Source organism: Bacillus cereus group sp. N14, assembly GCF_016483555.1.
Classification (GTDB): Bacteria; Bacillota; Bacilli; order Bacillales; family Bacillaceae_G; genus Bacillus_A; species Bacillus_A wiedmannii.
Genome location: NZ_JAEHBQ010000011.1, coordinates 74,414 through 99,658, shown reverse-complemented (window position 1 = coordinate 99,658; position 25,245 = coordinate 74,414). Strand labels below are relative to the sequence as shown.

Sequence of the window (25,245 nt, the reverse complement as noted above, 5' to 3'; positions counted from 1 at the left end):
ATGAAATTTGGATTATCATATTGTAACTGTGAATGGAGGTGGAAAGGTGTTTTTCAATATTTTTGAACGGCATCTTTTTTGTAGTTTACTTCTCTTGTCAATCTTTGTCAGTAAATCGATATTTCGTGTCGAACCGTTAATATATTTTTCTCTACTCATGTTTACGAAGGGAAAATAAAAAGGATATCACTTAGCCGAAAAAATTCGACGAGGTGATATCCTTTTTTACAATTATGAGCGCGTTTCCTTTAATATCGCTTGCACATATGGATCATGTAATATTTGTTCTATAATTGGTAACATGTTTTGTTCGAATGGAATATCGATAGGAAATGGCTTTTGTGAGCCGGGTTTGATTCCATATTGGACAATTTTGTAATGTGTATTTTCTTCAAAGCTGAGCACAATTAATCTATATCGATTGTCATCGCCAGCGAGTGAAAAGTCAATGGAAGTAGCGTCGTATGTTACTTCATCTTTATATATATACGGTTTTGGTGTACCGATCCAGTCTACTTTTGCTTGTACATTCATGAACATAACCTCCTTATAGTTATTATAAAAAAATAAAAGCCAGCTCTCAACAAAGAGAACCGGCTTTAGCAGTCATTGGTTATTTTAAAATTTTCACTTTAACAGTTTTGCGTCCCCATTTTTGAGCAGCGCTATCTGATCCAAGTAGAATGTCGATACGGTTACCTTTAATTGCACCGCCAGTATCTCCAGCGATAGCTTCTCCATAACCTTCAACCCATACTTTAGATCCTAATGGAATTACTTTCGGGTCAACAGCGATCATTTTCATGTTTGGGTTCGCTGTTAAGTCATGACCCATTGCAGTTAATACACGGCCACCGTATGTGCCACCGTTTTCGCTTGGGTGAGCTGTATATGCTGTAGCTACAACTGTTAACTCACGACCACCAGAAGGTGTGCTAGTTTCAGCAGCTTTCACAGCAGGCTTAGCAGCTGGTTTTGCTTGTGCTGCAGGTGCTTGCGCTTTAGCTGGTGCTACAGTTTTAGCAGGAGCAGGTTGTTCTTGTTTCTCTATAACAGGTGCTGTACCTGTTAAGAAAGGAACGTGAACATAAGCTGTTTTCCCGTTATATTCAAATTGTAACCACTCATTTTGTACTTGGTTCGTTGTTTCGATCATATCGTCTTTCTTCAACGTTCCAAGAATTTCTGAGTTTGTGTTCGTTTCAGCACGTACGTTTAATACGTTAGCTGTTACGTAGTAGATGCTTTTTGTAAACTCTGTACTTACGAATGCGTCTTTACCATCTAAAGTGATTTTTGACCATCCGTTCTCTGTATTTTGAACATCTATTTTATTCCCGTTTAGTAATTTACCGACAACTTTTGATTCCGTAGTAGGGTTTTCGCGTACATTTAGTACGTCTGTTGTTACAACAGTTTCTGCATTAGCAGATGATGTGAAAATCCCAAGACCAAAAACTGCTGCTGTTGCTATTCCAATTAATTTTTTCATGATAGCCTCCATTGCGTTTGTTTTCGTGTCCTCATTATAGCAACAGATTTTTTCGGATTTGAGGAAAACACACAATTACAAACCATTCGTAATCAGTCGTTAACATCCTGTAATATAGCAAAAAATATAAGAAAGCGTTTTTCATTCTATATGATTAGTAGGTTTCTACTTATATTCAAAATATTTAATACAACATATTGTTTTCGGCGTAAATAAAAATATTACAGGAGTATTACATAATGTTTACTAAACGGTTACATTCCTTGAGTATTTTACCGTTTTATGGGTAATATAGTTATATAAACATAAACATTTCGTTTGTGAAACTATAAACACGTGCTATATACTAGCAAAAAAACCGCATAATTGTTACAAACAGAAAGGGTTGCAAGGAAGAAAAATGCCCTTTTTTACATCTGTAACACATCCTTTTTTGGGAAAACACATTCCCCATCCGCATTTTTCTCGCACAATTTGACAGCAGTATTTCGATCTTATAGCTCTTGCAGAGTAAAAAGATTATACGGAAGGTAAGGCTGTCCATAAGAATTCTAGTTGGTGAAGGTGAAAGTAAGAAAATCACCGTAAAATTATAGTTTTCTATCCGATTTTACATATCGGAATTTATGTTATTTACAAAAGTGAAACCTACGAAGGGGGATTTGATGAGGAAACTGACAAAAACATTCATCGTTTCATTAACATTATGTATTGCATTTACAATTTGGGGGATTATTCCCGAATCTATTATGGGAAAAGGTAGCTTAGGAAATGTAACAACCGCAATTCAAACTGCACTAGTTAGTAAGTTTGGATGGTTCTATATTATTTCTGTTTCTATTATTTTAGGTGTGTCTATCTTTTTAATTGTTTCGAAATACGGTTCTATTCGTTTAGGTAAAGATGATGATGAACCTGATTATAGTTATATGACATGGTTTGCTATGCTATTTAGCGCTGGTATGGGTATCGGTTTAGTTTTCTGGGGCGTTGCTGAACCATTAAACCATTTGTACGCACCTCCGTTTGGAGAAGGTGCAACTGAGGAAAGTGCGCGTCTTGCATTACGTTTTTCATTTTTCCATTGGGGATTACATCCGTGGGGACTATATGCATTTGTAGCGCTGTGTATTGCTTACTTTACTTTTAGAAAAGGAAAAGCAAGTACAATTAGTGCGACAGTAGGTCCGTTATTCAAAGACGGGGAACATGGACGTATTGCTCATTCATTTGATGTGTTAGCTGTTTTTGCAACTGTGTTTGGTGTCGCAACATCATTAGGTCTTGGTGCGAAACAAATTGCTGGTGGTGTTAGTTATTTAACATCTATCCCGAATTCATTGCCGACACAGTTAGTTATTATTGCAATCGTAACCGTGTTATTTATGTTATCTGCGCAAACAGGTCTTGATAAAGGAATTAAATATTTAAGTAATGCGAATATTATTTTGGCGTTTGCACTTATGATTATTGTATTATTTGCAGGTCCAACAAACTTTATTATGAATTACTTCACTTCAACAATCGGTTCTTATATTCAGGAATTGCCAAGCATGAGCTTCCGCTTAAGTCCATTAGATGAAGGTGGAAACCAATGGATTCAGTCGTGGACTATCTTCTATTGGGCATGGTGGATTGCATGGTCACCATTTGTAGGTACGTTTATTGCCCGTGTTTCACGAGGACGTACGATTCGTGAGTTCGTTATCGGTGTGTTACTCGTACCGACTGTAATCGGTGCGCTTTGGTTCTCTGTTTTCGGCGGGACGGGTATTCATATGGAGCTGTTCGGCGATGCACATATCTTTGAAAAAATTAAAGAGATGGGGACTGAAGTAGGATTGTTCGCTATGTTTGATCAGATGGGAAGCTTTGGATCAGCTTTATCTGTGCTAGCAATTCTTCTGATTTCTACATTCTTTATTACATCTGCAGATTCTGCGACATTTGTTTTAGGGATGTTAACGACACATGGTAGTTTAAATCCGCCGAACCGCATTAAAATGGTTTGGGGTATCGTTTTAGCCGCACTAGCTTCTATCTTATTATATGTAGGTGGATTAGAAGCCTTACAAACGGCAGCTATCATAGCAGCATTCCCATTCGTCTTCGTTATTTTCTTTATGATGGCAGCATTATTTAAAGAGTTACAAAAAGAAGGACGTATGAAGCGTCATTAATAATAGAAGGAAAAGGAGCTGATTATGTATCAGCTCTTTTTTATATAGAAGGAATTTTAACTGCAAGTCAGGGAAATAAAATACTTTACTATGTAAGTAGTATGCCTTTTATACGAAGATAAATCGATACATTTCGACAATGTTCGATATCTTGCGGATTCTATTTGTATTTTTGACAAAAAATTGTCGGAAATGTGTTGTCACGTTTATTTATATGTGCTATATTATTTCCTGTAAGCGATTTCAAATAGTTTTAAAGCGCATTCAAGGGGGACATCTAGAATAATGAAACGTTACGAAAGAAAGTGGAAGCATATTTGTTTGAAACGTGTGGCACATCGTAGTGTCCAAGAAAGCACGGAACCTAAGACTGAAACGCGCAAAGAACAGCAAGAGAAGCAATTGGTTCTACAAAAATAGCAATCACTTTTTCGTATATAAATGAAGGTCAATCGTTCGTTGGGGGATGGACGTGAAATTACTTTCAGCTAAGGGGTATTGTCTGATATATATAATTTATACGGCAATAAATCAGCACAGAGCATACGGCGCTCTGTGCTGATTTTTATTTACAAAATAAAAATCAGTGGGAGAACTCCCACTGATTAAAGTTTTACTTTTCTTTTTTGAATCGAACTGTTTTATCCCAGCCAATGACTTGTTTCTTGCTCTTTGCACGTAAGTATAAAATTAAGCTGCGAATGAATAAGTACGTAAAGAGCTGTGCGTACGTAAAGTACATGATAACACTAATAAAAATATTAGTTGGTGTAAAGGTTCGTTCCACACTCTGGGCACTAAATAATTGAGAAACATATGTAATATATGCGACATACCACATAAATAGTAGCGGAATGCTATATTGAATTTGGAATATCCCGAGTAACCCAATTACAAACCAAACGTTCGAGATGATTAAGAATAGCCAAAATACAACATACACTAAAACTTGTTGTAAGGAATGGACGAGAAGTTTTCCTTTAAAGAAACTTAAGGAAGAAAACATTTTTTCTAAAATGTACAAGTTCCCTTGGAGCCAACGTGTACGCTGCTTAATAAGGATTTTTAAATGCTCAGGTTCTTGTTCCCATGTAATCGATTCTGGAACGATCGGTAAGAGATAGCCTTTTTGTGTAATTCGTAATGTTAATTCAGCGTCTTCTGCAATTGCATACGGGTCATAGCCGCCAAGTTCTTCTAATGCAGAGCGACGAAGAAGCATATTTGTTCCTGTTAGTGAACCTGTTTGGAATAGTAACCAGCGTCCTGATTGCATAAGGAGCTGGAAGATTTGAAATTCTAATGAAATCATTCGTGTTAGCCAGTTTCTGTTTTCATTTACAGTACGAACGTGACCAACAGCTCCAACAGCATCCTCGGTTGTTTCAGCGTGTTCTACAAGCATTCGCAGTGCATGTGGTTCAGGCTGGTTATCTGCATCATACACACAGAAGTATTCACCATCTGAAATACTAAGACCATAGTTTAATACACGCGATTTCCCTTTTGGTTCACCCGCCGGAACACGAATGTGACGAATATGAGCATAAGCTTTGTCAAAATCGTCACCAATTTCAGGTGTCTCATCTTGAGAGTTATCGTTTAATAAATAAACAGTTAGTTTACCTGGATATTCAATCTTTGCCATCGCCTCTAAAGTATCTTTAATAACGACCCCTTCATTGTGGGCTGGTATTAAAATGTCGACGCTTGGATAATGTTCTAGCGTACGATCTTTTCGTTTACTATTTCGGTGAACTAAACCTGCGAGTGTTAAGAAAGAATAGTAAACAAGTAAGGCAGAGAATAGAAAGGCTGTAAAGATAAGTATATACTTAATCGAAAATGTGATACTAATCCAAAAAACGAGTACGCAAAACAGAAGGAATAAAAGCAGTATAACGAGTGTCATCATAATAACGTCTTTCCTTTGTTCCCAATTTGCTCGCGTGAAATTTGTATATCTTGGATCGCTTCAGCAGCAAGCCATTGCTCCATTTTTGGCTTTAGACGGTTCATTACAATGTCAGCACCGGCTTCATTTGTGTTTTGTAATAAAATAACTAGCTTATTATTATCGTATTCAGCAGCAAGATCAAAGTCATCTCTTATCGTTTCAACTAATAATGAAGCTACACGGTTCATAACACTTTCCTTTGTATATTTACTAAAGGAATTGAAATCAAAGTAAATAATAACACCTGTTTCATTACGACGATTCATTGCAGTGATTAATAATGCTTGTCGTCTTTCGAATTCTTGTCTTGTTAATAATTTTGATTCTCCAATGTATTGTTCTAATATTCTCACGCGTTCGGTTAATTCTTTATTTTCATGAATAACCTTCTTTAATAAATGAGTGGAGATATATACGATGAAGAAGTTTGCTGCCATTAGGAAGTGAGTAATAATGTATTCCCATTGTTCTGATGTACTCCATAAGTAAAGCCATGCTTGGTAGAACAGATAGAATACCGAAGTAATGGTTGCTAATATAAAAAGAACAAATGCGGTTTTATCAGTTAATAATAGAAATAGTACATTAACAATTACATATATAATTGTAAAAATGAGAGCATGCTCATATTGCGTTACATGTACAGTTGTAAAATAAAATAAAATTTGTAAAATCCACATAGAGAGGACTTTATAGAAGTTATTTTTCACAAAACTTTCCTCCTTAAAGGTAATTCATGCAAGGATACTTGTAGTATGCGCAATTATTAAGAAATAGACCGGATGACTAGGTTATTTTGGAGAGCAACAACAAGTAGTATCTCTCTTTTGCAAGAAAAAATAAACAGACTTACTAATTATTGTATCATAATGTTCTTATATTTAAGCATAAAGTATTTAATATATACCAAAAAAATATACAACATATAATAAAAAGCCCCCTCTTTAGAAAGAGGAGACTTTGCGTCATTTTATCCGACTTTAATGGGCAGTAAGACCCTCACCTCAAAATTCAGCGAAAGCAAAGAAGTTAGGTGAGGATCAACTGCCCATAAAAGTCCGATTGGTTCAACTAATAATCAGTGGGGGATGAAGAAAACCCCCACTGATTAAAGTTTCACTTTATAGGAACATCATACCTGCAACTGCTGCATTTAAGAAGTTTGCTAATGTACCAGCGATAACTGCTTTAATCCCTAACTGTGCAATTTGTTTACGGCGAGTAGGAGCTAACGTTCCTGTTACACCTAATTGAATTGCGATAGAAGAGAAGTTTGCGAATCCACAGATTGCGAATGTTAAAATTAAATTTGTTTTTGCAGAGAACTCTGCCATGTGTGGTCCTAAGTTTGCGTATGCAACGAATTCGTTGATTGCAAGTTTTTGACCGATAAAGCTTGCTGCTTGTATAGCTTCACCAGGAGAAACACCGATTAAGATTGCAAATGGTGATAGTAAGTAGCCGAAGATTAAATCAAGGCTCAGTTTAATATCGAACCAAGAACCAACCCATCCTAATAAGCCATTTAATAAAGCGATTAATGCGATGAAAGCCATTAACATTGCTGCTACGTTAATAACAAGTTGCATACCTTCAGATGCACCACGTGCAGCTGCGTCAATAACGTTTGCATCTTCACGTTCTGTAGAAAGTTCAACGTTATTATCTACTTTTTCTGTTTCTGGCATAATTAGTTTCGCGATTAATAAACTTGATGGAGCTGCCATAATTGCTGCTGCTAATAAGTGTTCTAACGGAATACCCATTGCTGCATAGCCGACAAGAACTGATCCGGCAACAGCTGTCATACCGCTTACCATAATAGTGAAGAATTCACTATTTGTTAAACGTGCTAAGTAAGGTTTAATTAAGATTGGAGCTTCAGTTTGTCCTAAAAATACAGTTGTTACTGAGTTTAAACTTTCTGCTTTAGAAGTTCCAAGAAGTTTACTTAATGCGCCACCAACGACACTAACAAATCTCTGCATAATACCGAAATGATATAAGATTGCAACTAATGAACTAATAAATACGATTGGAAGTAGTGCTTGAATGAAGAAAACAAATCCCCAAGGGCCTTTTGCGTTGACTAAATCCCCAGCAACGAACTTAATTCCCTCGTAAGAAAAATTAATTAATCCTTGAACGCCATCTGCAGCGTATTTTAAACCTGCTTTTCCGGCATCCCATCGTAATACGATAAATGAAAATGACATTTGTAATGCTAGCGCGATTAAAATTGTGCGCCAATTAATAGCTTTGCGGTTGGAAGATAGTAAGAAAGCAATTGCTAATACTCCAATCACGCCGCCAATTCCCCATAAAAGATTCATGCAGTGTATGCTCCTTCCTCATAGTAAAAAAAGTGTATAAACCAGTTGTCTATACGTTTACGAATATAACATCTTAAGTAACTTATCATAATGGACATCGGAGGTCAAACGTCTAACGAAAAGTTTAAATAAAAAGAAAATTCTTTAAAAAAACACATATAAAATGATTAAACATGAAATAGGTTATGTTTTTTATGTAAAAATATACATTATGATAACGTTATGGAGTGTTTTTGTAGAATATAGTGTATGAAATAGGGAAATAGATACATTATTTTTTCGGGGATATAGGTGACATATATTAAAAAGAGCCTTCTAGTAATCTAGAAGGCTCTAAAAATATAACTTAAGGTGCTTTCGTGTATCCTAAGAAATGGCTCTTCCAATAAGAGTTACTTAATGAAGCGATTGCTACACCTTTATCTCCGGCTTGGATAAATGATCCGCCTCCAAGGTAAATACCCATATGAGAAGGACCTGCTTTATAAGTATCTTTGAAATAAATTAAGTCACCTGGTTGTGGACTTGAAGTTTGTGGTAGGCTACTCCAATATCCTGCAACACTTTGACGACTAATGTTATGACCAAATTTCTTAAATACGTGGTAGATGTAACCACTGCAGTCAACACCAGTAGCAGAAGTACCGCCCCAAACGTACGGTACGCCTTGCATTCCTTTTGCATATGCAAGTATGGAAGAACTGTCGCCGCTATTATTACCTGTATTGTTATTGTTATTATTGTTATTTTGGTTGTTGTTAGGCTTATTATCTACTGCGCCACCAACTGGTGTTTTAGAAAGGTAACGTGTTCCGATGTAACCAGTTTGACCGTTGTAGTTAATTTTGCTCCATCCAGAGTTTTCAGAGATTACTTGAACCTTCTGTCCTTGTGGAAGTGCCCCTATGATTCTATAATTTGTACCTTCGCCGCTACGTACGTTTAAGGCAGAAGCATTAATGTAGTAGTTGCCAATTGCACCTTGATCAGGTTGTTTTGGCTGTTCAGGAGTAGCAGTGCCACCTTTAACGAATTTTACAAACTCGCTACTAACGAAACCTGTTTTTCCTTGATAGTTTACTTTAAACCAACCGTTTTCAGATCCAACTACGTTTAATGTAGTCCCATTTAACACGCCACCAATTACACTATGGTAAGCAGCAGGGCCTGTACGAACGCGTAGAGATGTTGCGTTAACAACGTAAGTACCACCAGTTTGAACGGTTACATTATTATTTTGTTCTTGTTTGTTACCTTGTGTAACGTTGTCGCTAGAACCGCCTTTTGTTACGTAGTCTTTGCTTACGTAAGCAGCTTGTCCAGCGTAATTGATTTTGAACCAATCTTGAACTTCGCCAACAACTTGTACGACTTGTCCTTTTGTAACAGACCCTACAGTTGTGTGAGAAGTGCTAGGACCTGTACGAACACGAAGGGAAGATACATTTACTGTATAGTTTCCGCTTGCTGGTTTTACAGATTCTTGGTTGTTATTATTCGTATTGTTGTTTGAAGAACCTGCATTAGAAGAAACACCAGATACGAATTCGCCACTTACATAGCCAACTTGTCCATTATGGTTGATTTTCACCCAACCATTTTCTTGACCAATTACGTTTAATGCTTGTCCTTCATATACACGTCCTGAAACAGAACTAGAAGTGTTAGGAGCGGTACGTACACGTAATACATCAGCAGTAACTTTATTGTTTCCACCTGTTGTACTTACATTGGAATTGCTTGCACCATTTTTTGATACAAATTCACCGCTAACAAAGCCTGTTTTTCCATTAATGTTAATTTTGAACCAACCATTTTCTTCGCCAATCACGTTTAGTGATTGACCGTTATAAACGCGAGAGATGATGTCGTGAGAAGTACTTGATCCTGCACGAACATGTAATACACTAGCGTTTACCGTATAAGATGAGCTGTTTGATGCAGAAGCTTGGACAGTTGTAGCAGCTTTTTGTGTATTTTGTTCAGGGGCAGCTTGAACACTATCAAGTGTAGGTGCTGCTCCTCCTGCTACAGACACTGCCGCAAGACCGGCAAGGTATTTTTTCATAATTTGTCGATTCCTTTCTGTCTGTAATGTAGTTAAGAAATATTTACCAACTGTTAAAAATTCTAAAGAGCATGTCGATTACTGTCAAGACTTATGCGGGAATCTGAATATGACAAAAAGATTACAAGAAAAAATCAAGGCATAAATTACACCTTGATTTCCATTTAAATACATATATTGAATGTAGAAAGGTTAGAAATTATTCGTGTTTAAGAAGATGACATATTGGATTGTAACAAGCTTTGAGAAAAGGATCTTTGCAACATTTTTGTGATAGGGCCAACTTGACCATCTTGGATGGCAGTTCCATCAAGGTGAGTCATCGGCAAAATTTCAATCGTCGTTCCTGTAAAGAAACATTCATCCGCTTGATAAACATCGCGAATGCTAAACAGTTCTTCTTTTACCGGAATGCGAAGGGTTTTCGCTAAAGAAAGGACATACTGACGAATGATGCCATTTAAAATAAGGTGATTGGCTGGATGTGTGTAGAGAGTTCCGTTTTTTATGAGAAAGAAATTAGAATAGCTTCCCTCAGTTACAGTACCATTTCGTACGAAAAGAGCCTCTTTACAACCTTTACGTTCAGCTTTCGTAGCGGCTAATACATTGGGTAATAAATTTAATGATTTGATATCACAGCGTAGCCAGCGCGTATCTGGTTCTGATATAGCACGTACACCATATTCAATCCATAACGCTGGTCTTTCTTTCTTCGTAATATAGGCATAGATTGTAGGAGGGACGTCATATGAGAATGTGTGGGTACGAGCTTGTACACCACGAGATACTTGTAAATAAATCGTTCCATCTTCGTAGAAATTATTATTTTCAATTAGTTTGTAAAGTAGGATAATAAGTTCTGCTTTTGAGAAAGGGAGTGATAATTCTATTTCTTCCATGGAGCGATATAATCTTGTGATATGCGGATCTAATAAGTGAAAGTTTCCTTTATATAGGCGAATAACTTCGTAGACACCATCTCCAAACTGCAAGCCTCTTTCTTCAAGTTCTATGTACGCGCGATGTTTTGTTGTATCAATAACTGCATCATTCCATAGTACAAATCTTTCATATGCCAATTTCCGTCCCATCCTTTCGTAAGTGCATAAGTAAAGTGAAGCTTTCATTCGGAATAAAAATCACTATAGTAATTTCTATGTGAGTACTTCTTTACATATGACGTATATGTATTTGTAAATGGTAGAGAAGTAGTAATGATTTACAGCATTTTGTATATACAAATTCGAAAATGAGAAATAAGAATCCTGCTTTTGAATAAAAAAAAGCAACATTCTGATGGAATGCTGCACAAGGAGGGTAGCTATCTTTCATAGGGACATCGTCTTATTGAATGTTTTGTGTATGGAAACAAAACATAGTGAAAGACAATTATAAGAAAGTAGAAATAAACGATTCATATATTTCTTTAAGGGATCTTATTACAGATGAGAGATAAGAAATATATAGAACCTTGCTTACATATTTTATTATAGAGATGTTTCATTAATTCTATGTGAATATTTGGTAAAGGTTATGTAATGTTAAAGTTAATGAATATAAGTGATTGTATGGAGAAATATAAAAAAAAGAGGCTGAGATTACTCAGCGCTCTTCTTTTCTTCTTTAATAGCTGTCTTTACTTCACCAGTTTTGGTCTTATTACTTTCAGAGAAGCGAAGTAAGTCACCTTCAATGATTTTGTCAGACATGTTCAATTCATTTTGGGCACGATCAATGAGTGGTTGAGATTCTTCTTTTGGTAATTGTACAACTTCGCTAGTAGTACGGTCGTAGAATGTACTGTTCGTGTACATGTACTTATCTGTAATGAAGCTACCGTCACGAAGAACAACGAATCCTTTATTATCAGGTGAGAATACATCATGACCAAATTGAACTTGATTCGTAGAATCTACACCAAGTAAGTTTAGAATTGTTGGTTTAATGTCAATTTCACCAGTTGGTTTTGAAATTGTTTTACCTTCTTTTTGACCTGGAACGTGAATAAACATCGGTGTTTTTTGTAAGTTCATATGGTCAAATGCAGTGATTTCTTCTTTTCCTAAGAACTGTGCCATTGCACGGTTATGGTTTTCAGAAATACCGTAGTGATCACCGTAGAATACGATAACTGAGTTGTCGTAAATACCTTCTGCTTTTAGACGTTCAATAAAGTGTTTCATTGCTTCGTCTAAATAGCGAGCAGTTACCATGTAACGGTCAAATACGCCATCACCAGAATTGTATTCATCGATTAATTTCGTGCTGTCATCATAAGTGAATGGGTAATGATTTGTTAAAGTAAGGAAGCGAGTATAGAACGGTTGCTTCACTTCTTTTAACATATCGATAGATTGATCGAAGTATTCGATATCTTTTAATCCCCAATTCAATTTCGTTTCTGGCGTAATCTTGTAGTCAAGCTCGTTGTAGTAACGATCATAACCAAGTGCCGGATACATAATGTTACGGTTCCAGAATGTTGCGTTGTTCGCGTGGAATACTGATGTATGGTATCCTTGCTCACGTAAAATTTCTGGAGTTGCTGTATATTCGTTATTACCGTGTGTGAAGAATACGGCACCACGGTCTAGTGGATACATTGAAGTATCTACTAAGAATTCAGCATCAGATGTTTTTCCTTGCCCAGTTTGATGGAAGAAGTTATCAAAGTAATAACTTTCTTTCGTAAATTGGTTTAAGAATGGTGTAACTTCTTGTCCGTTAACTGTTGCACCAATTAAGAATGTTTGTAATGACTCAAGAGAGACAACAATTACGTTTTTCCCTTTTGCCGTACCAAACATATTTGGATCTGGTTTGCTTTGCGTTGTTTTTACGTAGTTCTCTGTTTCCTGTAATTTACTACCGTCAGCAAAAGCTTTTTGTGAACTTGATTTTGCTTGTAAGCCAAGATCATACACTTGGTGTACATATAAACCTAAGTTTTTAACAAGCATAACGCGGTCGAATGAACGTGTTAATAGTTCAGGACGCTCAGCTTCTGCAAGTCCTAAGTTTGCGAAGAAAATAGCAACTGTTGACACGAAGTATAGGGAACGCATTGGGCGTGCTACACGTTCTGTCGGTGCAAAATTCTTCATCTTCTTCAATAAAATGAAGAATACAATAATATCAGCAAATGCAAGGATAATTTTGTAGTTAAACAATTCTTTCACACTAGAACCTAAACTTCCAAAGTTAGATGTTTGTCCTAGTACTGGTAAAGTAACGAAGTCATTGTAGAATCCGTAGAACATTACGTTACCAACAAGAACGATTGTTAAAACAAAATTAATTCCAAGTGCTATATAGTTACGTTTTTTCCCTTTTGCAAATAATGCAAGACCAACAAGCAGTAATGATGCTGCTAATGGGCTAAGGAATAAAATGAATTCTTGCATGAAAGATTCAAGTTTTAAATCAAAGCTTGTGCGTGTAATAAGATACGTCTTCAGCCATAAAGCTAAAGCTACGAATACAGTGAAACGCACATTTTGAAATTGTGATTTCAAGGTTTCTTTCATTCATTTCCACCCTTTCTCTATCAGGCTTGGTCGATTTTGGAGCGAAAAATGCTAAAATAAAAAATACATAGTTTTCTTGGCCATAATTAGAGGTTCTATATTCACCCATATACGACTATAACTATGCATACCCTTTTGGTTTCTTGTGCTGCTCATAAGCATAACGTCATTTCTGTATTATACAACAAAATTCATTTCTGAGAAACACTATAACATTTTACATTTTTTGTATGAGATTTGTCACTACCAGAGAAAACTTTAACATTCGTTTATATGTCCGTCAACTAGAAAATATAACAAAGGTAGAGCAGAATGTTAAGTGAAAGTGAAAATTTTCTTGTTGAGAAATAAGAAATGACAATGGGTGAGTGGTTATCTAGAAACCTATTATATGAAGGGAAGTATGTAAAAATTAACGAACACTTGTTCTTTTTTCGTTTGTTTGTTACAATGAAAGTTCATTGATAGATTATGTGTAATTTTGATGAACTTTTACTGATAACATATTGTAGCTTATTTCTTTAAAAAAATAGGGAGGCTTTTACATGGAACAAAAATTTTCAGTTGAAGCGTTTTGGAAGAAAGCAAAACATGTTGCAAAGCAAGCGGGACAGTCGGTCATTTATGCAAGTTTATTATTGTTTTATGTTTTGCAAAGACCTGATGTTCCAAAGCGAGTGAAAATTATTGTGATTGGAGCACTTGCTTATTTTATTGCACCAATTGATGCCATCCCAGATTTCATTGCTGGAGTTGGTTATACAGATGATTTAGGGGCGTTAATGGCTGCTCTATTACAAGCGTCGTTATACGTCAATGAAGAGGTGAAAGATAAGGCGCGAGTGAAGTTGGCAGAATGGTTTGGTTCGGATATAGACACATCCTTTATCGATCAGAAATTAGATCAATAGGTGAGAACTGTCATATGGTGACAGGGCGAACGTAAGCGAGGAAGTGCATTATGCCATCAGGAAGAACGCATACGAAAATAAATTTAATATCCCTTCCGGTTGTTTTGTTTATGCTCTTTTCGTATGGATTAACAAACTTGGATTTTTTATTAACTTTTGCAATTGGCTTTTTAGTAGGTACTTCATTTTTAACGCCGGATTTAGATACATATAGTAATGCGTATAATAAATGGGGGTTCCTACGTATATTTTGGTATCCGTATAAGAAGGTCATGCCGCATCGCTCCTTCTTTACACATACAATTATACTTGGTGATGTGATTCGTATTGCATACATGTTAATTGTATTTTCTCCGTTTTTATTCCTATTAAATATAATCGTGTTTGACGGGAATTTAATAGAAATTGCGAAGGAACATGAGGTTGAAATTGTAACGTTCATAATGGGAATTGTTGTGGCAAGCACGCTTCACATTATAGCGGATAAAGTGAATACGCGCCGCAAGAAAATGATGAGAAAAAAGAAGAAGCGCAGAAGATAAAAAAACCGTCCCAAAAGGTATTTTGGGACGGTTTTTTCTTATTAAAAGATTGTCGTATTGCCGATAAAATTTCATTTATTATGATGCGTGCTGTTTTAATCAAACGTTTGTTTAAACTTAAGCTTTCAGCACTTTAATACCTTTTACGATGTTCCAAATGAAGTAGTATAAGCTAATAATTCCGCAAATACATAAGACAATCATTGCTCCAATTCCAAGTGTTACATCTGGCTGGTCAGATCCGATACCCATAATTCCTAGAATAGTTACGCCGATGAATGTAGCGATACTTGGAATAATGTGTGTCCATAGAGCACGTTTTGCATGTGGTTTTGTTTCAGCATCGCCTACAATCCAAACGATAATAGGGAATAAGATAGGGGCAAATAGTACACTAAAGTATGATAAAGCAGCTAATATTTTGTTTCCATTCATATATATCACCTCATGAATAATGTCTGTTGTTATACTATTATTATGCAATAGTTTTGGCAAGCTTTCTATCGATGAACATTACAGGAACGTGACGATTTTGTAAGATTTCCTGTTAAATAATAAAATTTTCAAAAAAATCTTTTTAAATAAAAATTGTTATGGTAGAATTAATGAAAACGTTTTCTTAGGCGTTTTTTTATTTTAGACTTAAAGGTATGATGACCTGATAGTCTATTGATGAGGTTATTCTATTTAAAAGGGGATTCTTTAGGGGGAGAGAACAATGAACACATGGACACAAGTTTATGATCCGTTCGGAAATATTTGGATTTCGGCAGCGGTCGCACTTATTCCGATTATCTTTTTTTTCTTAGCTTTAGCAGTTTTCCGCATGAAGGGGTATGTGGCAGGATTTATTACAGTTGTACTTACAATTTTAGTGGCTTTATTCGCTTATAAGATGCCGTTCACGATGGCGATGGCAGCGACGGGATATGGTTTCTTATACGGACTATGGCCAATTGCTTGGATTATCATTATGTCGGTATTTTTATATAAAATATCTGTGAAAACGGGTCAATTCGATGTGATTCGTGCATCTGTATTATCCATTACGAATGACCATCGTTTACTCGTTATTTTAATCGGTTTTTCATTTGGAGCATTTTTGGAAGGGGCAGCAGGATTTGGTGCACCAGTAGCAATTACGGCAGCACTTCTTGCAGGTCTTGGATTAAATCCTTTATATGCAGCGGGTCTGTGTTTAATCGCAAATACGGCACCAGTAGCGTTCGGAGCGATGGGAATTCCGATTACAGTTGCTGGACAAGTAACAGGTATTGATCCACATAAAATTGGACAAATGGCTGGACATCAATTACCGTTCTTATCATTATTTGTTCCGTTCTTTATCGTATTTTTAATGGATGGATTTAAAGGAGTAAGACAAACATGGCCGGCTCTATTTGTAGCAGGTAGCTCATTTGCAATTACGCAGTTCATTACAGCGACGTTCTTAGGACCAGAACTTCCGGATATTACGTCAGCACTTGTAAGTTTAGTGAGTTTATCGCTATTCTTAAAAGTTTGGCAGCCGAAAGAAATCTATCAGTCTAAAGAAGCAAATAGTGAAGTAGCAGCAACGGCGATATCTATGCCAAAACTAACGGTAGGAAAAGTAGTAAAAGCATGGTCTCCATTCATTATTTTAACTGTGATGGTAGTCATTTGGAGCCAAAGTTTCTTTAAAGCGTTATTTGCTTCAGGCGGTGCTTTGGAAAGCCTTGTGTTTAAGTTTGAAGTTCCAGGCTTACACAATTTAGTAATGAAAGCAGAGCCAATTGTAAATAAACCGACGCCTTATGAAGCAATCTTGAAATTAGATATTTTATCAGCGACGGGAACAGCAATTTTAATTGCTTGTATCATTTCTATCTTTATTTTGAAAATGAGTGCAAAAGATGCAGTAGTAACATTTAAAGAAACGTTAAATGAGCTTAAGATGCCAATTCTATCTATCGGATTCGTATTAGGATTCGCGTTTATCGCAAACTATTCTGGTCTATCTTCTACATTAGCATTAGCACTTGCAGGAACTGGCGGACTATTCCCGTTCTTCTCACCATTCCTAGGCTGGATCGGTGTATTTTTAACAGGGTCCGATACGTCAGCGAATGCACTGTTCTCGAATTTACAAGCGATTACAGCGCAGCAAGTCGGTGTATCTGAAGTACTTCTCGTTGCAGCAAATACAACGGGCGGTGTAACAGGAAAAATGATTTCTCCGCAATCGATTGCAATTGCTTGTGCGGCAGTTGGACTTGCTGGAAAAGAATCAGATTTATTCCGCTTTACAGTGAAGCATAGTTTATTCTTCGTAATTATTGTTGGTATTATGACGTATGTACAGGCATATTATTTAACGTGGATGATTCCATAAACAACAAAAGAAATAAACTTTGCATTTTTCAGATTATCGTGTATGATGGGAAAGTATTGAAAATTAAATCAGTGATAAACTAGGGGTGCCTAACGTATGCGTAGGCTGAGAGAGAAGCGTGTGAACTTCTTAACCCTTTGGACCTGATCTGGCTCGTACCAGCGTAGGGAAGTTAACGGCTTTACATAATGATGTCTTTATGAGCCAGGTCCTTATTTTTTTATGGACCTGGCTCTTTTTATTTTGGCATACGCTGGCCATATCTTGTCCTTGTCACGTACAGGGGGGCAACAAAGGTTATGAAACAGTCTGTTTCAGCTGAGCAAATTGAATTGAAATCGAGTTTACCAGGAAGTAAGAAAGTGTATGTGGATGGACCACGCGCGGGTATGAAAGTGCCGATGCGCGAGATTGAACAAAGCGAAACGAACGGTATTCCGAATCCGCCAATTCGTGTATATGATACGAGCGGTCCTTATACAGATCCTGCGTATAAAGTGGAACTGGAAAAGGGATTGCAGGCGCCGCGCCACTCTTGGATCCTGGAGCGCGGAGATGTAGAAGCATACGAAGGGCGCGAAGTAAAACCAGAGGATGACGGTGTGAAAGTGGCTTTGAAACATACGCCTGTTTTCCCGCAAATGGATCGTCAGCCGCTTAGAGCAAAGCAAGGTGGAAATGTTACGCAAATGCATTATGCACGTAAGGGTATCATTACGTCTGAGATGGAATATGTTGCGATTCGTGAAGGAGTAGAGCCTGAGTTTGTTCGTAAGGAAATCGCGGAAGGTCGTGCCATTTTACCAGCGAATATTAACCATCCGGAAGCAGAACCGATGATTATCGGCCGTAACTTTCACGTGAAGGTCAATGCAAATATCGGAAACTCTGCTGTATCTTCTTCAATTGCAGAAGAAGTAGAGAAGATGACGTGGGCAACGCGTTGGGGTGCGGATACGATTATGGATTTATCTACAGGTAAAAATATTCATACGACGCGTGAGTGGATTATTCGTAACGCGCCTGTACCAGTTGGAACTGTACCGATCTATCAAGCGCTGGAAAAAGTAAACGGAATTGCAGAAGATTTAACGTGGGAAGTGTATCGTGATACGTTAATTGAGCAAGCGGAGCAAGGCGTTGATTACTTTACAATTCACGCTGGCGTATTACTTCGTTACATTCCGATTACTGCAAAGCGTACGACAGGTATCGTTTCACGCGGTGGTTCAATTATGGCACAGTGGTGTTTATTCCATCATAAAGAAAACTTCTTATACACTCATTTTGAAGAGATATGTGAAATTATGAAGCAGTATGACGTTTCGTTCTCTCTTGGAGATGGATTACGTCCAGGTTCGATTGCAGATGCAAATGACGAAGCACAGTTTTCTGAGCTTGAAACACTTGGTGAATTAACGAAGATTGCTTGGAAACATGATGTGCAAGTGATGATTGAAGGACCTGGGCATGTACCGATGCATTTAATTAAAGAGAATATGGAGAAAGAGCTTGATATTTGTCAGGGCGCGCCGTTCTATACACTTGGGCCGTTAACGACAGATATTGCACCAGGTTATGACCATATTACATCGGCAATTGGAGCGGCGATGATTGGCTGGTTTGGAACGGCGATGCTTTGTTATGTAACGCCGAAAGAACATTTAGGTTTGCCGAATAAAGATGATGTTCGCACGGGGGTTATTACGTACAAAATTGCTGCACATGCAGCTGATCTTGCGAAAGGGCACAAAACGGCTCATCAGCGTGATGATGCACTTTCAAAAGCTCGCTTTGAATTCCGTTGGCGCGATCAATTTAATTTATCTTTAGATCCTGAACGTGCGATGGAATATCACGATGAAACATTGCCAGCAGAAGGCGCGAAAACGGCTCATTTCTGTTCAATGTGTGGACCGAAGTTTTGTAGTATGAGAATTTCACATGATATTCGTGAATATGCGAAAGACAATGATTTAGAAACGACAGAAGCAATTGAAAAAGGGATGAAAGAGAAAGCGAAAGAATTTAAAGACACTGGTAGTCATTTATACCAATAATACGTTACACCTCTTTACTTGATTGATCACACTGTAGTACCTAACTTAAATATAGAAGAAGCCCCCTTTGCTAAGACGGTAGCAAAGGGGGCTTCTATTTTCTATAAGGCGAAGAATAATTGTACCCAGTAGTATAAGAGGAATAATGTGACGGCTGTTGTGAGTGGGATTACGATGAGAGATACGCTTAAATAATCTTTCCATTTCACTTTAATTTTGTTTTGTCTTAGGATATACATCCAAATGAGGGAAGCTAGCGTACCGATTGGTAATAATAGTGAACCGATGTCACTACCAATAATGTTTGCCAGGTAGATAGTTTTTAATGTGACTGGGTCTAGTCCCATTTCTGTTAATGTGATTGTACCAATCATAAGTGCAGGGTGATTATTGAAGATGTTAGAGAGGATAGATACAAGTCCGCCCATTGCAAAGCTAGCATAGAGTAGATGCTGACTTACAACTGGCTCAAGCCAATTTACAAGTGCTGTTGTTAATCCTGCGTTGTGAAGTCCGTAAATAATGACATACATAGAGAAAGCGAAAATTAAAATGTGCCACGGTGTCTTTTTCAAAATATCGACTGGGTTTGTTCGTAAGTAGTACCATCTCCAGATGAGAAGAACGAGTGAACCGAGTACAGCAACAATTTCGATTGGAATCGATAAGAAGGATGCAACGAATAGAAGACAGCGCATAAGAAAGACGAAACCTAATACTTTTAACATGAATTTTGTACGTTTTTGTTTCGTATTAACAGATTTTGTTCCTTTAAGTGGATGGAAGTTTTTTGTGAAGAATATTTCTTCGATATCATATGAAGAAACAGGTAATCTTTCTGGTAGTTTTTTCTTTAAAACTGTGTACATAAGCCATGACATAAACAATAGTCCTAATGTTGCAGGTACAAACATCATAGCAGTATGCATGTAAAGAGTCATATTAACGATATTTAATGCGATTAAGTTTACGATATTACTTACACCAATTGGTGCACTAGATGCAGTAGCGATTAAAGCACCACTTAATAAATAAGGAATTTGTTGATGTGGTTTTAATTGAAGGTTTTTTAGAAGAAGAATTAAAATTGGAGTTGTAATTAAAATACTACCGTCGTTATTAAATAAAAGAGTCATAAGAAAACATAATAATTGAATATACCAGTATAGACGGCGACCAGAGCCTTTTGCTAAATTTGCAAGTTTCGCTGCGGACCAGTGGAAGAAGCCGAAGCTTTCTAATATAACCGCCATAACGATGGTCGCTAATATTGTTATAGAGGCACCGCCAATTTTACTAATAATATCTATGACGTCTGGTCTTGATACAAGTCCAGTAATCAAGATAATGCCAGCGCCAATTGCTGCCGGCCAAGCCTCATTTAAGCCACGGGGTCGCCAAAAGATAACAATCATCGTTAAGAAGAATACAATAATAGTAATCCATATTTCAATGCTCATATTTTACCTACCTTTCTAATTTTCCTTAAACCAATGTAGCTTGTCTCAAGGTCTGTATTGGTAGTATATTCAGCAAAAAATAAGAAGAACTAGGCATATAATGGAATGAAGTGAATATGTGTTTTTCAAGCGAAAGGACAAGTGTCACGAATAGTGAAATAACTATTATGAGAGGAGTCTATAAATTAGCGTGGCAGTAAGATAGTAAATGAAATTTATATGGGCGATTATGGAGATATATTGGTGCAACTTAAAATATATCAACGATTTTTAAAATATATCGACTTATCAACAAAATATGACAAAAGGAGCCCATCCAAAATGCCTTTTGGAACAGACTCCCCCGAATATATTATTTTTCCTTCAAAAAAGTTCGATCCTTCAAGAATAAATTCCAGAAGAAAATAAATCCTGGTAGTAAAATTGCGATTCCAATTGCGTATAGGATAAGCAATGCATAGAATGTTTCTGTCGTTGTAAAACTTGTAAATACAGTTACATCAGGATAAATGATATAAGGTAAATGCGCGACACCGTAAGCGTAACTTGCAAATGCATATTGAGCGACGACCGCTAAAACGGCAATGCGAGGGTATCCTAGTGTGCCATACTTCTTGTTTGTCCACCAAAGAGAAGAGTACCCGATAACGAATAAAACGATAGAAACTGTAAACCATGGGAATTGCTTTATGAGTCCTTGCATAAGCCAGTGTGTTTCCGGGTCCATTACAACGAGGGCGATAATCGCCGTAACAAGTGTTGCAGGACCAAGTATGATGGCGTTTCTTCTGTAAATTCTATACGAATCTTCTGAACCTTGCTCTCTCGCAAAATCAGCAAGAAAGAGAGAGGAGAGAAATAGTTCCGAAGTTAGCCCAAAGAGCATATAGCAGTAGATAACCGGGCTAGAAAGAAGTTTTCCATACAGGAGTACTTCTTTTCCTTCAGAGATTGTAATATAAGCCCCCTCTGTAACGGGTAAAACAGTAATTAATAAGGCTGGAATTAAGAGCCCAGTAATACCTGAAATCACCCGAAGGAGGAATTGATACTTTGGCAGAGAGTAAGCAAATACCATGAATGTACTGCGAATTGCAATGAGTATTAAAATTAACATAACTGGCACGAACATCACTGTTGCAAGGGTGAAAGCAGCTTTCGGAAAGAAACCGAGAAAAGCGACAACGACAAAAACGAGAAATGTATTTGTTACTTCCCAAGTTGGTGATAAGTATCGATTGGCAAGTTTGGCAGCGAGCGTTGGATGTTTTGCGTATACCATGCCCCAAAAACCTGCTCCAAAATCGATGGACCCTAATATACTGTATACGAAAATAAGAGCCCATAAGATGATGATTGCAATACTTTCCTCATGCACGAGAATCGCCTCCTTCGTGATGTAAATCATTTGTAAGCGGATGTTTCTTAAAGAATGTCCGTAGTACAAAAACTGTTAAAATGCCGAGTCCAATATATAAAATGATGAATAGAATAAATAAAGGACCGACAAAATCAGCGCGTGTAGAAGCGTCGACTGTCCGTTGCATACCATAAATGGTCCATGGTTGACGACCACTACAGCTGAAAATCCACCCGAATTCAATACCGAGCATCATAATTGGTCCACATGCTGCAGCTCCCCAAAGAAGCCACTTCGGTAATTCTGCACCTTTTTTTCGGTAAACAAAGTACCAATATAAGAGGGCGATTGCTGCAACTGCAAAAGTAAAGGCAGCGGTGCCGACCATTAAGTTGAATAGTGTATGTGTGTAAAATGGTGGCCATGTTTCTTGTGGGAATTCCTTTAGTCCTTTTACGACGGTGCTAGGGTCGAGTCCCACTAGTAGGCTAAGCATGTTCGGAATTTCTAGTGCATAGTTTAGTTCAAGTGTGTTAGGGTCTACAACTCCGCCAATTGATAACGGTGCATGTGATGTCGTTTCAAATAAAGCTTCAGCAGATGCAAGCTTTTCAGGAGAATGCTTATGTAAGGCAATCGCCGATTCGTGTCCCGAAAGCCACATCGTAGCACCTGTAATAAATGTCACGACGAGTCCTAACAGTAGTCCCTTTTTATGATAAGCAATTTCGCGTTTACTTAAGTTCTTCTTTAATAATTTAAATCCAGCGATAGAGGCAATGACGGCAGCTCCAGTTGCATAGGCAGTAATAACAACATGAAATGCGCTTGTACCAAAACTCGGATTAAAGAAGGCTTTCCATGGATCAACGTTAAAAACTGATCCATCTGGTCCCATTGAAAAGCCCGCGGGTGTATTCATCCATGTATTTGCTGATGTAATAAGCACGGCGGATGCCGTGGCACCAATCATGACGAAGAATAGCGAGATTAATCTCATGAATGGAGGTAGTTTGTCAGCTGCATATACATAAATAGACATGAACAACGCCTCTAAAAAGAAGGCGAAAATCTCAATTTGAAAGGGAACAGAAATAACCTGCCCAACAATTTTGGCAAAACCAGGCCAAAGAAGTGAAATTTGCACACCAACAATTGTACCAGTTGGAATTGCTACACCGAGAAGGATGGCAAAAGCCTTCGTCCATCTTTTCGCCATAATGGCGTAATCGGAATCTTTCTTCCAGTGATAGAGTATTTCACTTATAAAAATCATTAATGAAAGTCCGACACCAAGTGTTGCAAAGATAATGTGAAATGCTAATGAAGAACCAAAAAATGCTCTTGCTAATGTTACCGTATCCATATGTAAACTCCTCTTCTTTTTGCCATTATTTTCTGATTGAATTGGAAGATTTATTCAGAAAAACTACCAAAAATATATATGTATTTAAAAAGTGGATATGGTAATATAATGTTTGAATATTCTAAATAGAAAGAAGTTAATGAATAATATTTTGTTTGTTTTTTAGTAAGGAATATTTTATAATCTTTTATGCGAACATAAGTTCTGTTTTTCGAAGTGAAGAAGTTTATGTGAAATGGAGAGGATGTTTTATGTATCCTGAAGTCATTAAAAAGATGGCATTTTCAAAAGAGCATAGAGATTTATTATTGAAGCTGTATAATAAAGAGATTACGCGTCGTGAATATGATCGACTTGTGGCATCGCTATATAGACCTTCTAAAGAGGCTTGTGAGGGATAGAGGCAAGGGAGACAATCTAATAGATTGTCTTTTTTAATTTTACGTATGTTCTGGTAAAATTAAGGCTAGCCTTATTAGGGAGGTGAAAAGATTGCGGAAACGTTTATATATAGGGATTGGAGTTATTCTCTTAATCGCTTTAGGTGGAATTGTATTTTGGTCAGCTTTGCAAGGAAACCGTACGGAACATTTTATTTTAAGACATATGGTAAATGAAAATGGGACGCTTGCTACATATCGTTTAGCAGATACAAAGGCAGGTACGGGTGAAGCGAAGGGCCGTGAAGCTTTATCAGAATCGGCAGGACTGTGGCTACAATATACATTGGATAAAGACGATCAAGCGTTATTCGATGAACAAGTTAAGGTTATTCAAAATAACTTTGTACATAAGGACCAAATTGTTTTATGGAAAATCTCTGAAAAGGGAGAAGTGCAGTCAGCTACAAATGCACTTATAGATGATCTTCGTATTATAGAACAATTATATCGTGCTTATGAAATGTACAAGGAAGAGCGTTATAAAAACTTGGCAGATCAATTGAGTGACGCTGTAATTCGTTATAATAAGAAAGATAATTATTACGTTGATTATTATGATGCAGATGCAGGGAAACAAAATAATTTTGCAACGACATCATACTTAAATCCGCACGCATTCTCGTATATGAAAAAGTACGGGAAAGTTTCTGATCAGCAATATCAGGAAGTTGTTCAATTTTTAGCGGATTATCCAAGGCATGGCTGGGCATTCCCAAAAGAGTATAAAGAAGATGGTACATTTACGTACGATAAAGAAGTGAATCTTATTGACCAATCATACGTTGCATATCATCGAAGTTTAGGTGGCCTTTCATCAGATGCTTATTTGGAATTTATCAAGAAGAAGTTCCAGGAAGATGGAAAGCTATACGGTCGTTACAATTTAGAAACGGGAAAACAAACTGTGAATTATGAATCGCCAGCTGCATACGGACTAACGATCTTGTACGTACTACAAACAGGTGATACAAAGTTTGCAAAGGAATTATATGATCATATGGCCACATTCCGAAATGACAATATATTTAGTAGATATTACGGTGGATACGTAACAGGCGAAAATAATAATACGCACATTTTCGATAACGTATTGCCGCTTTTAGCGGAAATGGAATTGGAGAAGAGTAAGAAATAGAAGGTGCCATCCTCTGGAGATGGCACCTTTTATT

Annotated in this window: 19 protein-coding genes and 1 riboswitch; of the genes, 7 read left to right on the top strand and 12 right to left on the bottom strand. The window is 37.1% G+C overall.

The genetic code is table 11. From position 1 onward, the window contains the following. Positions 1–231: 231 nt before the first annotated feature. Both JDS82_RS16890 and JDS82_RS16885 read right to left on the bottom strand, forming a co-directional pair. On the bottom strand, positions 232–534 hold the full coding sequence (locus JDS82_RS16890) for a DUF3910 family protein (protein WP_001102531.1): 303 nt from the start codon (positions 532–534) through the stop codon (positions 232–234). A gap of 79 nt (positions 535–613) precedes the next feature. After that, a complete protein-coding gene (locus tag JDS82_RS16885) occupies positions 614–1,492 on the bottom strand; it encodes a cell wall-binding protein EntA (RefSeq protein WP_064473143.1) in 879 nt (292 codons plus the stop codon). 665 nt (positions 1,493–2,157) lie between these two features. Between JDS82_RS16885 and opuD the strand changes: the two genes are divergently transcribed. Then, positions 2,158–3,672, top strand: a complete 1,515-nt coding sequence (gene opuD / locus JDS82_RS16880) for a glycine betaine transporter OpuD (RefSeq protein WP_048566681.1) — start codon at positions 2,158–2,160, stop codon at positions 3,670–3,672. Between the two features lie 613 nt (positions 3,673–4,285). Here the strand turns inward: opuD and JDS82_RS16875 are convergent. The 6 genes from JDS82_RS16875 to JDS82_RS16850 all read right to left on the bottom strand — a co-directional run bounded on the left by JDS82_RS16875 (position 4,286) and on the right by JDS82_RS16850 (position 13,560). Continuing rightward, on the bottom strand, positions 4,286–5,587 hold the full coding sequence (locus JDS82_RS16875; protein ID WP_000988744.1) for a glycosyltransferase family 2 protein: 1,302 nt from the start codon (positions 5,585–5,587) through the stop codon (positions 4,286–4,288). After that, positions 5,584–6,339, bottom strand: coding sequence for a GGDEF domain-containing protein (locus JDS82_RS16870; RefSeq protein ID WP_048566680.1), 756 nt, complete (start codon positions 6,337–6,339; stop codon positions 5,584–5,586). Before JDS82_RS16870 ends, JDS82_RS16875 begins: the two co-directional genes overlap by 4 nt. 411 nt (positions 6,340–6,750) lie before the next feature. After that, a complete protein-coding gene (locus JDS82_RS16865; RefSeq protein WP_001051033.1) occupies positions 6,751–7,962 on the bottom strand; it encodes a NupC/NupG family nucleoside CNT transporter in 1,212 nt (403 codons plus the stop codon). Between the two features lie 346 nt (positions 7,963–8,308). Then, on the bottom strand, positions 8,309–10,030 hold the full coding sequence (locus JDS82_RS16860) for a C40 family peptidase (protein WP_064449588.1): 1,722 nt from the start codon (positions 10,028–10,030) through the stop codon (positions 8,309–8,311). Between the two features lie 209 nt (positions 10,031–10,239). Continuing rightward, complete coding sequence (locus JDS82_RS16855; RefSeq protein ID WP_061673549.1) at positions 10,240–11,124, bottom strand: D-amino-acid transaminase; 885 nt, start codon at positions 11,122–11,124, stop codon at positions 10,240–10,242. 507 nt (positions 11,125–11,631) lie between these two features. Further along, on the bottom strand, positions 11,632–13,560 hold the full coding sequence (locus JDS82_RS16850) for an LTA synthase family protein (protein WP_000665354.1): 1,929 nt from the start codon (positions 13,558–13,560) through the stop codon (positions 11,632–11,634). 545 nt (positions 13,561–14,105) lie between these two features. Here JDS82_RS16850 and JDS82_RS16845 point away from each other — a divergent pair. Together JDS82_RS16845 and JDS82_RS16840 are read left to right on the top strand one after the other, a co-directional pair. After that, positions 14,106–14,471: a YkvA family protein gene (locus JDS82_RS16845; RefSeq protein ID WP_000435500.1), complete on the top strand. Its 366-nt coding sequence runs from the start codon at positions 14,106–14,108 to the stop codon at positions 14,469–14,471. Positions 14,472–14,521: 50 nt separating this feature from the next. Beyond that, positions 14,522–15,013, top strand: a complete 492-nt coding sequence (locus tag JDS82_RS16840) for a metal-binding protein (protein WP_001139086.1) — start codon at positions 14,522–14,524, stop codon at positions 15,011–15,013. Positions 15,014–15,130: 117 nt separating this feature from the next. Here the strand turns inward: JDS82_RS16840 and JDS82_RS16835 are convergent, their stop codons facing one another. Continuing rightward, positions 15,131–15,448 carry a magnetosome magnetite crystal formation protein family gene (locus tag JDS82_RS16835; RefSeq protein ID WP_001014097.1) on the bottom strand — a complete coding sequence of 106 codons (318 nt, stop codon included), beginning with the start codon at positions 15,446–15,448 and terminating at the stop codon, positions 15,131–15,133. A 283-nt stretch (positions 15,449–15,731) separates the two neighbouring features. Between JDS82_RS16835 and lldP the strand changes: the two genes are divergently transcribed. Beyond that, complete coding sequence (gene lldP / locus JDS82_RS16830; RefSeq protein ID WP_001099314.1) at positions 15,732–17,387, top strand: L-lactate permease; 1,656 nt, start codon at positions 15,732–15,734, stop codon at positions 17,385–17,387. A gap of 71 nt (positions 17,388–17,458) precedes the next feature. Beyond that, positions 17,459–17,574: riboswitch (TPP riboswitch) on the top strand. A 112-nt stretch (positions 17,575–17,686) separates the two neighbouring features. Further along, positions 17,687–19,447: a phosphomethylpyrimidine synthase ThiC gene (gene thiC, locus JDS82_RS16825; RefSeq protein WP_000814449.1), complete on the top strand. Its 1,761-nt coding sequence runs from the start codon at positions 17,687–17,689 to the stop codon at positions 19,445–19,447. Between the two features lie 101 nt (positions 19,448–19,548). On the opposite strand, the gene JDS82_RS16820 is transcribed toward thiC, so the two are convergent. The 3 genes from JDS82_RS16820 to cydA all read right to left on the bottom strand — a co-directional run bounded on the left by JDS82_RS16820 (position 19,549) and on the right by cydA (position 23,633). After that, a complete protein-coding gene (locus JDS82_RS16820) occupies positions 19,549–20,907 on the bottom strand; it encodes an arsenic transporter (RefSeq protein ID WP_000021139.1) in 1,359 nt (452 codons plus the stop codon). Between the two features lie 352 nt (positions 20,908–21,259). Continuing rightward, positions 21,260–22,285 carry a cytochrome d ubiquinol oxidase subunit II gene (locus JDS82_RS16815; protein WP_000544164.1) on the bottom strand — a complete coding sequence of 342 codons (1,026 nt, stop codon included), beginning with the start codon at positions 22,283–22,285 and terminating at the stop codon, positions 21,260–21,262. Further along, the gene (gene cydA, locus JDS82_RS16810; protein WP_000381956.1) at positions 22,278–23,633 is read right to left on the bottom strand and encodes a cytochrome ubiquinol oxidase subunit I; all 1,356 of its coding nucleotides are present in this window, start codon (positions 23,631–23,633) and stop codon (positions 22,278–22,280) included. Before cydA ends, JDS82_RS16815 begins: the two co-directional genes overlap by 8 nt. 251 nt (positions 23,634–23,884) lie before the next feature. Between cydA and JDS82_RS16805 the strand changes: the two genes are divergently transcribed. Together JDS82_RS16805 and JDS82_RS16800 are read left to right on the top strand one after the other, a co-directional pair. Beyond that, positions 23,885–24,034: a hypothetical protein gene (locus JDS82_RS16805; protein ID WP_000283173.1), complete on the top strand. Its 150-nt coding sequence runs from the start codon at positions 23,885–23,887 to the stop codon at positions 24,032–24,034. 91 nt (positions 24,035–24,125) lie between these two features. Beyond that, positions 24,126–25,211 (top strand): glycosyl hydrolase family 8, encoded by a 1,086-nt coding sequence (locus JDS82_RS16800; protein WP_001231681.1) that lies wholly within the window; start codon positions 24,126–24,128, stop codon positions 25,209–25,211. Positions 25,212–25,245: the final 34 nt, after the last annotated feature.

Bases quoted from the DNA above. Each gene is read 5' to 3' on its own strand.
- JDS82_RS16820 (WP_000021139.1), bottom strand. From the start codon at position 20,907: ATGAGCATTGAAATATGGATTACTATTATTGTATTCTTCTTAACGATG.
- cydA (WP_000381956.1), bottom strand. From the start codon at position 23,633: ATGGATACGGTAACATTAGCAAGAGCATTTTTTGGTTCTTCATTAGCA.
- JDS82_RS16855 (WP_061673549.1), bottom strand. From the start codon at position 11,124: ATGGGACGGAAATTGGCATATGAAAGATTTGTACTATGGAATGATGCA.
- JDS82_RS16850 (WP_000665354.1), bottom strand. From the start codon at position 13,560: ATGAAAGAAACCTTGAAATCACAATTTCAAAATGTGCGTTTCACTGTA.
- JDS82_RS16885 (WP_064473143.1), bottom strand. From the start codon at position 1,492: ATGAAAAAATTAATTGGAATAGCAACAGCAGCAGTTTTTGGTCTTGGG.
- opuD (WP_048566681.1), top strand. From the start codon at position 2,158: ATGAGGAAACTGACAAAAACATTCATCGTTTCATTAACATTATGTATT.
- JDS82_RS16835 (WP_001014097.1), bottom strand. From the start codon at position 15,448: ATGAATGGAAACAAAATATTAGCTGCTTTATCATACTTTAGTGTACTA.
- JDS82_RS16875 (WP_000988744.1), bottom strand. From the start codon at position 5,587: ATGATGACACTCGTTATACTGCTTTTATTCCTTCTGTTTTGCGTACTC.
- JDS82_RS16805 (WP_000283173.1), top strand. From the start codon at position 23,885: ATGTATCCTGAAGTCATTAAAAAGATGGCATTTTCAAAAGAGCATAGA.
- JDS82_RS16865 (WP_001051033.1), bottom strand. From the start codon at position 7,962: ATGAATCTTTTATGGGGAATTGGCGGCGTGATTGGAGTATTAGCAATT.
- JDS82_RS16840 (WP_001139086.1), top strand. From the start codon at position 14,522: ATGCCATCAGGAAGAACGCATACGAAAATAAATTTAATATCCCTTCCG.
- thiC (WP_000814449.1), top strand. From the start codon at position 17,687: ATGAAACAGTCTGTTTCAGCTGAGCAAATTGAATTGAAATCGAGTTTA.
- JDS82_RS16890 (WP_001102531.1), bottom strand. From the start codon at position 534: ATGAATGTACAAGCAAAAGTAGACTGGATCGGTACACCAAAACCGTAT.
- JDS82_RS16860 (WP_064449588.1), bottom strand. From the start codon at position 10,030: ATGAAAAAATACCTTGCCGGTCTTGCGGCAGTGTCTGTAGCAGGAGGA.
- lldP (WP_001099314.1), top strand. From the start codon at position 15,732: ATGAACACATGGACACAAGTTTATGATCCGTTCGGAAATATTTGGATT.
- JDS82_RS16845 (WP_000435500.1), top strand. From the start codon at position 14,106: ATGGAACAAAAATTTTCAGTTGAAGCGTTTTGGAAGAAAGCAAAACAT.